At 69.7% G+C, this 13,810-nt stretch carries 11 protein-coding genes and 2 pseudogenes; 9 read left to right on the top strand and 4 right to left on the bottom strand.

What is annotated here, in order from left to right:
- Nucleotides 1-223: 223 nt before the first annotated feature.
- From tgmC to OG386_RS43880, 3 genes are read right to left on the bottom strand one after another with little or no spacing between them, the layout of a single operon-like run.
- On the bottom strand, nt 224-1,426 hold the full coding sequence (gene tgmC / locus OG386_RS43890) for an ATP-grasp peptide maturase system methyltransferase (protein WP_328792873.1): 1,203 nt from the start codon (nt 1,424-1,426) through the stop codon (nt 224-226).
- On the bottom strand, nt 1,404-2,402 hold the full coding sequence (gene tgmB / locus OG386_RS43885) for an ATP-grasp ribosomal peptide maturase (RefSeq protein ID WP_328792872.1): 999 nt from the start codon (nt 2,400-2,402) through the stop codon (nt 1,404-1,406). The genes tgmC and tgmB overlap by 23 nt, the downstream gene beginning before the upstream one ends.
- A gap of 3 nt (nt 2,403-2,405) precedes the next feature.
- Nucleotides 2,406-2,672, bottom strand: a complete 267-nt coding sequence (locus OG386_RS43880) for a putative ATP-grasp-modified RiPP (protein ID WP_328792871.1) — start codon at nt 2,670-2,672, stop codon at nt 2,406-2,408.
- Nucleotides 2,673-2,831: 159 nt separating this feature from the next.
- Here OG386_RS43880 and OG386_RS43875 point away from each other — a divergent pair, with 159 nt between their 5' ends.
- The 4 genes from OG386_RS43875 (at nt 2,832) to OG386_RS43860 (ending at nt 8,733) form a co-directional block, all read left to right on the top strand.
- Nucleotides 2,832-4,202, top strand: a complete 1,371-nt coding sequence (locus OG386_RS43875; protein WP_328792870.1) for a Tat pathway signal protein — start codon at nt 2,832-2,834, stop codon at nt 4,200-4,202.
- A gap of 13 nt (nt 4,203-4,215) precedes the next feature.
- Nucleotides 4,216-4,506: a DUF6087 family protein gene (locus tag OG386_RS43870; RefSeq protein WP_328792869.1), complete on the top strand. Its 291-nt coding sequence runs from the start codon at nt 4,216-4,218 to the stop codon at nt 4,504-4,506.
- A gap of 1,519 nt (nt 4,507-6,025) precedes the next feature.
- On the top strand, nt 6,026-7,810 hold the full coding sequence (locus OG386_RS43865) for a hypothetical protein (RefSeq protein ID WP_328792868.1): 1,785 nt from the start codon (nt 6,026-6,028) through the stop codon (nt 7,808-7,810).
- 5 nt (nt 7,811-7,815) lie between these two features.
- Complete coding sequence (locus tag OG386_RS43860) at nt 7,816-8,733, top strand: hypothetical protein (protein WP_328792867.1); 918 nt, start codon at nt 7,816-7,818, stop codon at nt 8,731-8,733.
- 6 nt (nt 8,734-8,739) lie between these two features.
- On the opposite strand, the pseudogene OG386_RS43855 reads toward OG386_RS43860, so the two are convergent.
- Nucleotides 8,740-9,531 (bottom strand): annotated as a pseudogene (locus OG386_RS43855) (IS5 family transposase).
- 118 nt (nt 9,532-9,649) lie between these two features.
- Here OG386_RS43855 and OG386_RS43850 point away from each other — a divergent pair.
- The 5 genes and pseudogenes from OG386_RS43850 (at nt 9,650) to OG386_RS43830 (ending at nt 13,773) form a co-directional block, all read left to right on the top strand.
- The gene (locus OG386_RS43850; protein WP_328792866.1) at nt 9,650-11,278 is read left to right on the top strand and encodes an ISAzo13 family transposase; all 1,629 of its coding nucleotides are present in this window, start codon (nt 9,650-9,652) and stop codon (nt 11,276-11,278) included.
- 73 nt (nt 11,279-11,351) lie between these two features.
- The gene (locus OG386_RS47100; protein ID WP_443053284.1) at nt 11,352-11,867 is read left to right on the top strand and encodes a winged helix-turn-helix domain-containing protein; all 516 of its coding nucleotides are present in this window, start codon (nt 11,352-11,354) and stop codon (nt 11,865-11,867) included.
- Nucleotides 11,864-12,454 carry an IS630 family transposase gene (locus OG386_RS43840; RefSeq protein WP_328786398.1) on the top strand — a complete coding sequence of 197 codons (591 nt, stop codon included), beginning with the start codon at nt 11,864-11,866 and terminating at the stop codon, nt 12,452-12,454. Before OG386_RS47100 ends, OG386_RS43840 begins: the two co-directional genes overlap by 4 nt.
- Before the next feature lie 114 nt (nt 12,455-12,568).
- Nucleotides 12,569-12,982 carry a hypothetical protein gene (locus OG386_RS43835; protein WP_328792865.1) on the top strand — a complete coding sequence of 138 codons (414 nt, stop codon included), beginning with the start codon at nt 12,569-12,571 and terminating at the stop codon, nt 12,980-12,982.
- Nucleotides 12,983-13,016: 34 nt separating this feature from the next.
- Nucleotides 13,017-13,773 (top strand): annotated as a pseudogene (locus tag OG386_RS43830) (transposase).
- The last annotated feature ends 37 nt before the right edge of the window (nt 13,774-13,810 follow it).

Here is a 13,810-nt window from a genome sequence, read left to right as displayed (position 1 = left end):
GGGCGCGCGGACAACAGCGTGGTGAGGGCGTACAAGCCGGACCCGACCCGTCGGGGCCCGGCGCCAGGCGGGGGTCGGCGTGGACCAGGCCGTCGCCGCGGCCGCCGCCAAGTTCAACGAGCTTCCCGGGGGCACGAAGCCGGTCACGCTGCGTGGTTGAAAACGCCGTGAGCCGGCTGGGGCGTTGTTTTCTCCCGCCGGGCGCACGGCACGTATGGGCTCGTCAGGGCCCGGGCAGTGGCAGGGCGGGCATCTGCGAGTGACGCAGGTGCTGTCCGCCGTCGTAAACGTGCAGGGTGAAGGTCTCCGGACCGGGCCGGCCGGCCGCGTCGTAAGCGTCCAAGACGTGCTCGATCCGCTCCCACAGCTTGAGCGGGCCGCCTTCGCGCACGGTCCACGCGCCGTTGTCGTCGGGGGTGAGGGTGGCGGCGGAGCCGGTGACGACGTCGACCAGGTGCACCGCTTCCCCCACGGTCGTCATCTGCGCGTCCGGCACTGCGCTCTGGGCGAGGAACCGCAGGTGGAACGCCTCCTCGGTGGCGGCGGTGATCCGGGGCGGCGAGTGCCGCGCGAGGCGGCCGTCGTCGCCGGTTCGGGCGGCCCAGTGGTCGGGGTTGCCGAACATGGGCGCCGCGTGCGTGCGTGCCGACATGAATGAGACCGTGCCATCCAGAAGCTGGCCCTCGGCGGTCCCGTCGGCGCCGACCGTGAGGAGGACGCGAGCGTATCCATAGAGCCAGCCGGAGAGGGTGAGGAGGATCTTCCCGCCCGGTCGGGTCTGCGCGAGCAGGGCCAGCGGCACAGTACGGAAGGAGCAGGCGGCCACGATCCGGTCGAACTTTGCCTCGGGCCAGTACCCGTACACTCCGTCCGCCACCGCGAGCGTGGGGGTGTAGCTCAGGCCGTACAGGGCGTCGGCGGCCTGGCCGAGTCGGTGGGGGTCGACCTCGATCGAGGTGACCGCTGCGGAGCCGAGGCGTTCGCAGGCGAGCGCCGTAGAGTAGCCGGTACCGGTGCCGATTTCCAGCACCCGGTGCCCTTCGCGTACATCGGCATCCGACCACATCCGCACCACGAGGGAAGGCAGCGTGGAAGAAGAGGTGGGTGCCCCGCCGTGCCGGGCGGAGGGCTGCTTCCAGTCGGGTTCGTCGCCGTCGAACTGGGTGATCAGGGTGGTGTCGGTGTAGGCGGTGGCCAGCCACCGGCCGTAGTCCAGCTCAGCCGTGACGGGCTCCCACACCGTCAGGCCGAGGGCATCCTGTTGGTTGGCGGGGAGGTAGAAGCCGGGCACGAACCGGTGCCGCGGCACTTTCTCCACAGCCTCCCGCCAGGCGGGATCGGCCAGGGCGCCGTTCTGGGCGAGCGCGTTGGCCATCGTCTGCCGCATCTGGGCGGCGTCGCTCTCAAGGTCGGCGGGCAACGTCATGGCCTGCCGCCTCCTTCCTGGTGAGGATGTCGGCGAACGCCTCGGTGATGGCCGGCGCGTCCGGGAGCCAGCCCCACTGTCCGTTCGGATTGCACTCGATGGCCGTCCAGTGTTCCGCGTTGTCCCCGTCGCCGGTGAGGGCGAAGTCGAAGCAGCCGAAGACCAGACCGAACGATGCCAGGTAGCTGTGCGCCGCGGTGGCGATGGGGTCGGGTACGTCGATGTGGGTGTGGATCAGCTTGTTCCAGTCGCCGCGGCGCCAGTCCAGGGCTCCGTCCGGGGTCTGGACGCGGCTGGCGAATACCTTCCGGCCAACGACGGTCATCCGGACGTCGCCGGTCTTGGGGACCTCGGCCTGGAACAGGTGCGGCATCACTGTGAGGGATTCGTCGAAGGTGTCGGAGTCTACGCGCTGCGCCCAGATGGCTCCGGCCTGCCCGTCCTCCCCCGGAGGCAGGCCGCGGAAGGGCTTGTAGATGACCGGTCCGTGCTCGGCGGCGAACCTACGGGCCTGTTCGGCGTCGTTGGTGACCAGCGTCGCGGGGATCGGCAGGCCGAGCTCGGTGAAACGCTGGAGCTGGGCGGGCTTGAACTCGGCGCGGGCGACGGCGAGGGGATGGTTGACGTAGAGGGCGCCGGTCAGGGTGTGCAGGATGCCGCCGAGCCCGTGGCGGGCCTCGGCGACGGCGAAGTCGCGCTGCTGGGCGGGGAGGTGTCGGTACCGGGCGGCGTACGGGGTGGGGCGGCGGTAGTACACCGCCGCCACCTCCCCTATCTCCACCTCCCGGCTGCCGGTGACCAGCCGTCCGCCCCAGGCGGGCACCCCGCCGCCGATGCGGGCGCCGAAGGACAGCCCGGCGCCGATGTCGGCCGGATCCGCGCGGACTACGGGCACCTCACGCTCGTTCAGCGTGGAAATCACCAGGTCCGCGGTGACGTCCTCCAGCACGGTGAGGACCAGGACGGTGGAGGTCATCGGTCAGTCCGAGCTGTAGTCGGGGTTGGAATCGTCCGCGGTCTGCGGCTGCGGGCTGGACCCGTCGCCGCCGCCGGACATGGACGTGGTCGGGTCGGTCTGGTTGGTGCCGTGCTGGCCCATCTCCAGCACCTGGCCGGCGGTGTCGGTGTAGCGGGCGGTCTGTGTGGACGGATCCAGCGTCACCGCGGCGTAGGACGGCGGGCCGATCGGCAGTCGGTCGGTGACCAGCCTCATCGCCCACGGAGCCTGGGGTGCGAGCGTCTGCATGCGCTATCCCTTCCCCTTGTGTGTCGGACGGGCAGCCGGACGGCTGCCGCCTTCAGAAGAATCGCGGGCGGGCAGCTGCCTGGGCCAGTACCGTAGGGGTCGCGAATCGTGGCGGAAATGCCACACTCCGTACACGGAGTCGGGGAGGGCGAGGCACCGGTGGCCAGCAGATCCGGCAACCCGCACCTGGAGCTGTGGATCGCAGCGACAGGCCTGTCCCACGGGGAGATCGCCCGCCGCATCGCTGCAGCTGCCAAAGCCCAAGGCCATCGGCAGATCGCGCCGGACGCAACCCGTATCCGGCGCTGGACCGACGGGGAGCGGCCCCGCCCGCCGGTCCCTGCCCTGCTCGCTGGTGTCGTCTCGGAAGCAGCCGGCCAGGTCCTCACTCCCGGTGACCTCGGTCTGACCGCCGCCGGTCCGGTGCTGGATAGCATCCAGCTCCCGCTGCTGACCGAGGCAGCCGCCCAGACCCTGGCCGGATGGACGCAGATGGACCTGTTCATGAACCGCCGCGACACCCTCAAGCTCGCCATCGGCGCCCCGCTGATCCTCGCCGCCGAACGGATGCTCGGCGGCAAAGCCCACACCCTGAGCAGCGACCGCAAGGGCTTCGACACCGACACCGTCACCGCCCTCGAAGAGGTCACCGCCTTCTTCACCCGGGCCGACGCATCCAAGGGAGGCGGCCTGTACCGCTCGGCGATCGTCGCCCAGCTCGCCGAAGTCGCCCGCCGCATCCAGGACGGGGTGCCCCGCAGCCTGCGGACCCGGGTGTTCACGGCGACCGCCGACCTGGCGGCGCTGGCCGGGTGGGTGAGTCACGACAGTGGCCGGTATCCGACCGCTCAGCGGTACTGGAGCTACGGGATCTACGCGGCCGGGGAGGCCGGCCAGCCGGATCGCGGGGTGGAGATCGTCACCCGCATGTCACACCAGATGATCTACCTCGGCCGCCCGCAGGATGCCCTCGGTCTTCTCGGCGTGGCTGCGGCGAAGGCGAGGATGCCCGTAACCCGGGCACTGGTCGCCTCACAGACCGGCCGGGTCCACGCGGCCCTCGGTGACGAGCGCCAGGCGGACAGGCACCTCGGCGTGGCCGACGGGCTCCTGGCTGACGGGCTCGGCGAGAACGTCCCCGCCTGGGTGGGCTACTTCGACGCCGCCGAGCACGCCGGCGCCCGCGCGGTCTCCGCCCGCGACCTCGCCGGACTCGGCCGTGACCGATGTTCCGCGAGCATCCACTTCCATGACGCCCTCGCACTGCGCAAGCCGGGCTTCGACCGGGTCCGTGTCATGGACCGCATCGGACTCGCCGCCGCCCTCTTCGACGAGGGCGAGGCCGAACACGGGGCCCAGGCCGCCCAGCAGGCACTCGACGACGCGGCCCGAATCGACTCCACCCTCGTGGCCTCCCGGCTCAACACGCTGCTGCAAGCAGCCCGCCCGTACCAGACCAAGGCAGTAAACGACGTACAGAACCGTGCGAAGGACCTCGCCGCCGCACGCCCGACCACGGTCGCGGCCTGAGACCATCGAGCACATGGCCAAACACCGCCGACCCGGACCACCCAACCAGCCCTCCCGCGCCGTTCCCCGCGTCGACGCCGACAACCCGCTCGCCGCGTACAACAAGCGGCGCCGCCCGCCGATGGACATCCACCGGCGCCACCGGCCCGTCAATGGCGGTGCCGGCCACCTCCGGCCCGGCGAGCCCCGGGTCCTGGAGGAATGGAGTGGGTTCGCGTACGAACCCGTCGGCACCGCCCCAAACCTCGTAGCAGCCCAGGCGTGGGTGAACGAACTCCAGATCGGCAACAGCCCAACCACGTGATGCTCGGCCTCATGGGCTGGCCCATGCGAACCCCTGGCGGACGCGATCCGGACGTCTTCGCCTTCGGGGTCGTCGGGGTCCCACTGGCGGAAGCCTCATGGGTCGGCCGCGGCGGCGTCGGGCAGGTCCCAGACGGTCTCTTCGGCGTGCTCGGGGAGTGCGGCGAGGACCTTCGACGGCCAGTGCCGAGAGGCAGACCGCGTACGGGGGCAGGCTCACCGGCGCCGCCGGCCGCGGAGCCCGCCCGGCCCGCGGACCGGAATCCGCTCCGGCGAACGCGAAAGCCAACAGGGCCGATGTTGTGACGCGCGGTGTCACCGGTCCTGAGCGGCCAGGAGCATCAACAGGGCCTTGGAGTAGGTCGTCCCGAGCCCGGTGGCCACCGCTTCGGCAGACAGGCCGTCGTCGCACAGCGCGCCGGCGGCCTGTCTGCCCGACCCGGGCCGCCATCCGCTCCAGCACCCTGGCGGCACGCAGCGCGGCCAGCGGCGCGTCCTCAGCCGTGACCGTCAGCCGCTTGGCCATCTCCACCAGGAGCGCGGCCAACGGCTCGGACAGCGGCACGGCCGCTTCACGTACCACGGACAGGTGCGCGGTCCAGTCCGCGAGCGGTCCCACGAGGTCGACGTCGGCTTCGTACAGGGGCCGGTCGCCGATCGTCGCCCAGCCCAGCGGGTACTCGGCGGCGCCGCGCCATCCGCACGCGGACGGCGGTACCGGCCGCCGCAGGCTGACAGGTGCCTGGTCGACGGCACGTCCGAGCCACTTCCCACATCGAAATACACCGGACCCGGCTCGCTGCCACCGACGAGTACACCCACCGCGCCCGCATGCGCGTCCCCGAAATCCACCGTCCACCAGTCCCACTCCACCAGCACACCACCCTCTCCCACATCCCTGCCGACAGACCGGCCGGCCCCCGCCTGCGACCCTCCCCCGTCCGCGCACGCGCCCACACCCGGGCGATCCCAACAACCAGTGCAGTTGGGTACCGGACCCCGCAACACGGCACTGCTGGAGGGCGAGCCGCGGTTGCCGTCTCCGGCAGAGCGGGCGCTGCTGCGTGAGGAGGCCGGTGTCACGCAAGCCCGACTTGCGGCCGCGGCAGCCGACACCGCAGACGCTGAAGAACCGGGTGAACGGCCGCTCCGACCCGAGACCGCCGCGGCGTCAGGCCCTATCTGCGGCAGCCTGGCAGGGTCCGGCGGCGGGACCACCCATGGTCACCAGCGCTCTGCCAGGCTCCCGGACATCCGTATGAATGAGCCCCGACCAGCCGGGGGGGGGTCGGCTTCTGCTGCGACTCCAGAAGGCGGGCGCGGCCCTCCTGGCAGGGCGGGTTCCCACCGACCCCATATAGACAGCAAGAGCGGCGGGGGTCGTCACCTCGCTCGCTCCTCCTTCGAGTCGCCCGAACTACGCGTTCCTGGTGCACTTCCGGAGCCAGCCAGGAGGCCGCTCACCCGAACGTGGGGAGTGGGCGGCCCGGCGAGGCGCGCCACGGGCAGGGGTGTCCCCGGTGCCGGAATGGTGGGTGGAAGCCCGTACGCGAACCGTGTTCCGAAGGGAGATCATCCTGAACGGCCCTGGGCCGGACACTCCGGACGAGGACCCTGACCCTTCACCGCAGGCGTCGGAGAGCGGTTCCGGCAGCCCTCCATGGGCACTGGGTCTGCTCGCGCTCGCCACCACGCTGCTCTCGGCGGCCCTAGGTCCGCTGCTGCAGCTGTTCGGCATCAGGTCCAGCCCCGTAGCCGCCGTTCTCCTCGTGTTCGCGGTCCTGGTCGGGGGGATCGTCGCCGTCAGGAAGGCATTCAAGGACCACCCCACGCTGTCCCGTCGTGCGCGCTGGTTCTCCATCGCCGGCCTGGCGGGCTTCCTGCTCACATGCGCCGCCTTGGTGGTCGTCTTCCAGCCCCGTCCGCCCCCACCGGAGCTGGAACGGCTGCCCGGCACGCAGGACGTTGCCGTGGTCGGCTTCGAGGGCGTCGGCTCGGGCCAAGACCAGCAGGTCCTGGACGACGTGTCAGAGGCCTTCACTACGGCCCTGACAAAGGATCAGCTGCCGGAGGGAAGCACAGCACGCAACTACGCCCGGGTGACCTCGCCTCCGCTGAGCGTGCTGGGCGAGGTGGGGCAGGACCATCGGAAGCTGGACGACTGGACGGCTGGCTTCGTCGCCCGGACCAACGCCGGGATCGTAATCGGCGGCCTCGTCACCACCAACGCCTCCGGGCAGATCGGCCTCCGGCCCGCCGTCTACGTACGAGCCGCGCAGGTGGTCCACGCACCCGAACTCGCCGGCTGGTACCTCGGCGGCCAGATTCGGCTCGACCAGGGCTGGAACTCCGCCCCAGGCCGCGGACACGTGATCGCCGAACTGGCCCGCCGGACGCAAGGACTGGCTGGATTCACCCACGCCCTCGACCTCTGGCGGGGCGGCAGGTTCGCCGAGGCGCGCAGTGCGCTGGACCGGCTGCTGGCGTCGGGCGTGGGCGGCACCCGGGACGACGGCGCCGAATTCGTGACGGCCGACCTGGTCCGCCTCTTCCGCGGGCACTCCCTCGAGCAGGTTGCCGTCGGCCTCCCGGCCGCCGGGCGCAAGCCCTACTTCGAAGCGGCCCTCGCCGACTACCAGGCCATCGACCCGAACGGCCCGATCGCGCTGCGCGCCCGCCTCAGCCTCGCGGGTACGCGGTACCAGCTGGCGCTCGGCACGTCATCGAGCTGCCACCCGGGCACAGTGGACTCCGAGGCGCTGGCCACATCCTCGGCCGAGCTCCGGCGGCTCGCGGCTGACAACGCCTTCTCCGAAGTCGGCCGACTGCGGGCTTCCGTGAACCTGGCCCAGGTAGAGCAGTGCAGGGTGACGGCGCGGCTCGTCCCCGATGACGGGACGATCGGCCGGGCCCTCCAGCGCGTCCGCTCCGCCGAGGGCGGCGACGCGGTCGAGGAGCTGCGGGTGCTGGCCATCTCCGTCGCGGCGGTGCACGCCTTCGGACGCGGAGACCTGGACGGTGCCATCTCCACCATCAAGGAGGCGATCACAAAGGAGCCCGGGTTCGCCCGGCGCGGGCTCTGGCAGGCGCTCGCGGCCTCCTGGGAGTTCCAGCGCGGGGAGCTGAAGGCGGGCTGCGCGGACCTGCGGGACGCACTCGGTCAGCTCCGCGACGCCGAGACCAATAGGGAGATCACCGCGCAGCGCCACAAGGAAATCGAGAACGCACTCCGGCAACAGGCCACGGCCGTCGGGGCCCGGTGCGCCGGGCTTTCGCCGAGCGGCCGACCGTCGAAAGGACCGTGATACATGTGAAGAAGAGAACGCTGCTCCCGGGCATCGTCGTTCTGGGATGGCTCGTCACCGGGTGCGGCTCCGGCTCCCCGTCGCCGTCGCCGTCCGCGGGCCCTCCCACCGGCCCGCCGCCCACCTCCGGCGCCCCGCGGACCTCCTCCGGCCCGACCACCGACCCGGCCACAGACCTCCTGCTGGCACAGCAGATCACCGTCCTCGCGGCGGGCGACGGGTCCGCCCCGGACTGCGCCGCGGACCCGGGCAGGATCCCGGGCCTCGGGGACCCGCCCTCGGTCTGGATCGGGAACATCACTGGACGGGACCAAGTCCGCACCCCCAACGAGGTGGCACTCTGTCTGAACGGTTTCTCGCCCGACGAGCCGGTCCGGGTGACTGTAAACGCCGGTGGCCGGCAGTACTCGACTACCGCCCGGCCAACCTCCTCCGCCCTCACCTACGCGAAGCTGGAACCGGCCGATTCGCTCTTCACCGGGCGGGAACTCACGGTGCACGGGCAGGGCGACGGCGTACTTCAGAGCGAGAAGTGGTGGTTCGTGCCGCCCGACACGGCGCGCGAAGCCCTCGCCGCCGCCGGTGAACTCAAGATCGAGGCGACCCAGGGAGAACTCACGGCCCGCCATAGCCATCCGGTGGAACTCCCGGACAGGACCGACCGCATGGCCGTGGACCACGGCAGCCACCGCATCCTCGTCTACGGATTCCAGCCCGGAACGCGGCTGCCCGTGGGGCTCTACGCGATCGACCCCTCCTCGGACAAAGCCTCACTCGTCCGCCAGATCGGCACGGTCCTGATGCCCCTCTCGAAGACCGCCGTCTTCACCGTTCCCGATGCCGTCGTCGAAGAGACCCGCGGCCGGGGCCGGTACTGCGTCACCGTTCCGCTGCCCGAGCAGTACAACTGCCCTGAACCCTAAGAGGTCCTAACAAAGGCGTTGGACGTGGCGGTGGGTGATGAGGCAGGTGGCGAGGCCGAGGAAGGCCTCGTGGATGTCGTCGCGTCGTTCCCATCGGATCCGTAGCCGGCGGAAGCCGTGAAGCCAGGCGATGGTCCGTTCCACGACCCACCGGTAGACGCCGAGGCCGGAGCCGTGTGGGACTCCGCGGCGGGCGATCACGGGTTTGACGCCGAGCGCCCAGACCAGGCGGCGGTACTTGTCGTGGTCGTAGCCGCGGTCGGCCAGAACACTGTCCGGGCGTCTGCGGGGCCGGCCGACGAGGCCGGCGACCGACGGGATCTTGTTCAGCAGCGGCATCAGCTGAGTGACGTCGTTGCGGTTCCCGGCCCTGCCCGTCAACGATCAGGTGGTGCTTGCTACCCGGCCGAGCGCGGTCGACCGGGCTGGGACCGCTTTTGGGCCCCGCCGAGCGGCCCTGACATGGGAGGAGTCGATCACCGCCCGCGACCAGTCCAGCTTCCTTGCGACCCGCAGCTTCTTCAACAGCACCAGGTGCAGTTGGTCCCACACACCTGCCTCGTTCCACGCGGCCAGACGCCGCCAGCAGGTCATCCCGGAACCGAACCCCAGCTACTGCGGCAGGTACTCCCACTGGATCCCGGTATGCAGCACGAACAGGATCCCGCAGAGTGCCTGCCGGTCCGGCACCCGCGGACGGCCCTCCACCCGCTTCGGCGCCGGATCCGGAAGCAACGGCTCGACGAGCGACCACAATTCATCCGACACGATCCACGGCCGTGACTGGCGTTTCCCCACGACCAGACCAACGACCACCCGAACCGAAAGTCACATGATCAACAACTTCTGTTAGGGCTTCTAAGGACTTACGGGGAATCAAGGTGTTGCTTCCCGTTCTAAAGCTCGTTGGTGTGGTATGCGCATCTCGGACGAGACTCGTGACCAACTGTCTGTGAAGTTCGCGGTGTTGTTCCCGCATCTGGACGAGCGGCAACGTCGGCTGTTGATGGCTGCCGAGGCCCGTGTCCTGGGGCACGGCGGCGTTCGGGCCGTCGCATGGGCGGCCGCGGTGAGTGAGACGAGGGTCCGCAAAGGGGTGTTCGAGCTGGAGGCCGGTGAGGAGCCGCTGGGCCGGGTGCGGCGGCCGGGCGGGGGCCGCAAGCGGGCCGCGGATCTCGATCCGGGGCTGCGGCCTGCTCTGCTGGCGCTGGTCGAGCCGGATGTGCGGGGTGATCCGATGTCGCCGCTGCGTTGGACGGTGAAGTCGACCCGCGCACTCGCGAGGGAACCGACCCGGGCCGGGCACCGGGTCAGTGCCGACACCGTCGCGGATCTGCTGCGGGAGGAGGGCTTCAGTCTGCAGGCCAACGCCAAGACGCTCGAGGGCAGCCAGCACGTGGACCGGGATGCACAGTTCCGTTACCTCAACGGGCAAGCCCGCGAGCACCGGGACGCCGGCCAGCCGGTGATCAGTGTGGACACCAAGAAGAAGGAGCTCGTCGGCGCGTTCAAGAACGACGGCCGCCAATGGCGCCCGGCCGGTGATCCGGTGCCGGTGAACATGCATGACTTCGCCGACCCGCAGTTGGGGAAGGCAATTCAGTACGGGGTCTACGACGTGGCGGCGAACACCGGCTGGGTCAACGTCGGCACCGATCACGACACCGCGGCATTCGCGGTGGAATCGATCCGCCGCTGGTGGCACGGCCAGGGCCAGGCCTCCTACCCGCAGGCGACACGACTGCTGATCACCGCCGACGCCGGCGGATCCAACGGCTACCGCACCCGGGCCTGGAAACTCGGACTCGCCAGCCTCGCCGCCGAAACCGGACTGACGATCACCGTCTGCCACCTGCCGCCGGGCACATCGAAGTGGAACAAGATCGAGCACGGTCTCTTCTCCCACATCACCATGAACTGGCGGGGCCGCCCGCTGACCAGCCACGAAGTCATCGTCCAGTCCATCGCCGCAACAACCACCAGCACCGGACTGCGCGTCCACGCCGAACTCGACAACAGCACCTACCCGACCGGAGTACAGATCGGTGACGCGGAGATGGCGGCCCTGCCACTGACCCGCCATGGCTTCCATGGCGACTGGAACTACGTCCTGCATCCCCAGCCGGCCCCGGCCATCCCGGCGGCCCGGGCCCCACAGACTCCAGCGCCGGAGTGGAAGAAGGCCCTGCTGAACGACCCCGCACTGACCGGCATGTCCCCGCAGCAACTGATCGACCTCACGCAGGCTCTGACTCCTGACAAGGACGACCGGCGTGGCCGTCCGCTCCGGCTCGCCTTCCCCGACCAGGTCCTGGCCACCATCCTCCACCTGCACCTCGCGCTGGCCGCGGAACCCCTCGCCGTGCTCTTCGGCAGCAGCCGCACAGCCATGCACCGCACCCTGCTGAAAATCAGGAAACAGCCTGAAGCTCACGGCGTCGTCATCCCACCGGCGACCACCCCACCCGCTGCCCTCGCGCCCCTCCAGGCTCGGGTCCTCGCCCAGAGCAGCGATCCCGAAAGCAAGATCGAGACAACGTGTTAATAATCTGCAAGCCCTACTGATCTTTTCGTAAGTTCGGTGGGTGTAGTGGCGGTGTGGGTGGGAGGCTGTCGGGGTGGCTTATCAACCTTCGCCTTCTACGGCTGGTGCCTCCCTTCCTCCGTTGCTGCGGCCTCAGTTGGCGGAGGCGCGTCGTGTTCGGGCGGTCGAGTTGTTCGAGGACGGTGTCTCGAATGCGGAGATCGCGCGGGCGGTGGGGGTGTGCGCCGAGAGCGTGCGGCGATGGCGGCGGGCGTGGGAGGAAGGTGGTGCTTCGGCCTTGCGTCGGCGTGCGGCCACCGGTCGCCCGCCCAAGCTGGACGACGCCCAGGTCGAGACCGTCCGGGCCGCGTTGGAGCGGGGTGCCCAGGCCCATGGTTTCGAGGCCGACCTGTGGACCCTGGAGCGAGTTGGCGCCGTCGTTGAGCGGGTGACGGGAGTGGTGCTGTCGAGGGCGTCGGTGTGGCGGTTGCTGACCGGCCGGCTCGGATGGAGTCTGCAGCGGCCCGAGCGGCGGGCGGTCGAGAGGGACGAGTCGGAGATCGCCCGCTGGATCGCGCACGAGTGGCCGCGCATCAAAAAGGGGCCGTGAACACACGTGCCTGGATCGTGTTCCTCGACGAATCAGGCATCTCCTTGCTGCCTCAGATCCGCCGCACCTACGCACCCCGAGGTCGGACCCCACTGCTGCGGCACCGGCTGAACTGGAAGCGGGCGTCGATGGCCGGGGCTCTGGGATACCACTCCACCGACCCCGATCGAGGGGCTCGCCTGTGCTTCCATCTCAAGCCTGGAAGCTACGACACCGCCGCCCTCATCGAGGTCCTGGAGCAGATGAAGGCGTTCTACCGCGGCGAGCGGGTGGTCCTGGTCTGGGACGGCCTGTCCGCCCATTGGAGCCGGTCGATGCGGGCTTGGGTCGCTGGCCAGGACTGGCTCACCCTGGAGCGATTACCCGCCTACGCGCCCGAGCTGAACCCGGTGGAGCTGCTGTGGTCCTCACTCAAGAAACGTGAACTCGCCAACCTCGCCGGCGACCACCTCGCCGATGTCGCCGACGCCACCGAGCAAGGCATCCACCGCATCAACCACAACCCACAACTGCCATGGTCCTTCCTCGCCCACACCGGCCTGACCATCCACCCACTACACCCGCCGAACTTACGAAAAGATCAGTAAGACTTGTCCCGTAAGTGATGGTCGAGGCAGGTTGGTCATGACCGGCCCGGAGTCCGCTGCGACGAAGGTCCAGTGGCAGGATGGCGGCTTCGACTATCTTGAGAGGTCATCCTCGTGCCTACGCCTGCCGACTACCTCGCACTGGCACGTGCCGAGAGAGACAGTTTGGTCCTGCAGCGTCTCGCGAAATGTCCGTACCCTTTCGTCTGGCAAGCCCTGGCCACCAATCCCCACACGCCGCCCGAAGCCCTCCAGGAACTGAGTGCGGCCCGCGACAGCGTCTGGAACGACAACAAGCTTCTTCGCCTGCTCGCAGACCATCCCAGTGCGAGCCCTGTCGTTCTTCGAGCTGTCCTCGAAGCCGTTGCCGCGAAGCTCGAGGAGGGCGAGCGGCCCTACGCCGCCGTACTCGCTCTCGCCGACCGGCTGGAGCTTGAGGTGGATGAGGTAAGGAAGCTCGGAACCCTTCGCGGTGCCTCTGCTCGTCTACGCCATCTGCTTAACCTGCGGTTGAGCGTCCGCATCTGAGCCCCCTCTGGTCGCGGGTGAGACGATCTTGTTTGTGGCTGGTGTGATCACGGCGTCTGAGCCGTCCTGGATAGCCCCGTTCACCGGGCTGAGCGCGCGATCGTTCGGCAAGCTGGTGACCGCTCTGCGCCGTGAGGGTACAGACCCGGTCCGCAAGGGCCGCCCGTGGTCTCTTCCCCTGGAGGACCAGGTACTGCTCGTGGCGGCCTACTGGCACACGAACTTGACGATGCGCCAACTCGCACCGCTCTTCGGCGCATCGAAGTCCGCGGCCGACCGCATCATCGACCAGGTCGGCCCGTCACTCGCGCTGCAGCCCCGCAAACGGTTCGCCAAGGACACCGTGCTCATCGTGGAGGGCACCCTGGTGCCCACGCGATCGCCGAGCAGTCCAAGAACTACCGATACTCCACCAACCACCAGGTCGTCATCGACGCCGATACCCGGCTCGTCGTGGTGGTCGGCCGGCCCCTGCCAGGCAACCGCAACGACTGCAAGGCATGGGAGGAGTCCGGTGCGAAGGCCGCCGTCGGCACGACCATGACCATCACCGACGGCGGCTATCCGGGAACCGGGCTCGTGATGCCCCACCGCCGCTGCAAAGGCGAAGAACTGCCCGACTGGAAACAGGCCCACTACAAGTCCCACAAACAGGTCCGCGCCCGCGTCGAGCACGTCTTCGCCCGCATGAAGACCTGGAAGATCCTCTGCGACTGCCGCCTCAAAGGTGCCGGCGTCCACCACGCCATGCTCGGCATCGCCCGCTACACAACTTCAACCTCACCGGATAGGCGAGCGGCCGGAGTGGCCGCCAACCACGTCCATACC

The organism is Streptomyces sp. NBC_00273 (assembly GCF_036178145.1).
GTDB lineage: Bacteria > Actinomycetota > Actinomycetes > Streptomycetales > Streptomycetaceae > Streptomyces.
The sequence above is the reverse complement of the archived record's forward strand: the minus strand, read 5'-3'. Positions and strand labels throughout refer to the sequence as shown.

Bases quoted from the DNA above. Each gene is read 5' to 3' on its own strand.
- tgmC (WP_328792873.1), bottom strand. From the start codon at position 1,426: ATGACGTTGCCCGCCGACCTTGAGAGCGACGCCGCCCAGATGCGGCAG.
- tgmB (WP_328792872.1), bottom strand. From the start codon at position 2,402: ATGACCTCCACCGTCCTGGTCCTCACCGTGCTGGAGGACGTCACCGCG.
- OG386_RS43880 (WP_328792871.1), bottom strand. From the start codon at position 2,672: ATGCAGACGCTCGCACCCCAGGCTCCGTGGGCGATGAGGCTGGTCACC.
- OG386_RS43870 (WP_328792869.1), top strand. From the start codon at position 4,216: ATGGCCAAACACCGCCGACCCGGACCACCCAACCAGCCCTCCCGCGCC.
- OG386_RS43850 (WP_328792866.1), top strand. From the start codon at position 9,650: ATGCGCATCTCGGACGAGACTCGTGACCAACTGTCTGTGAAGTTCGCG.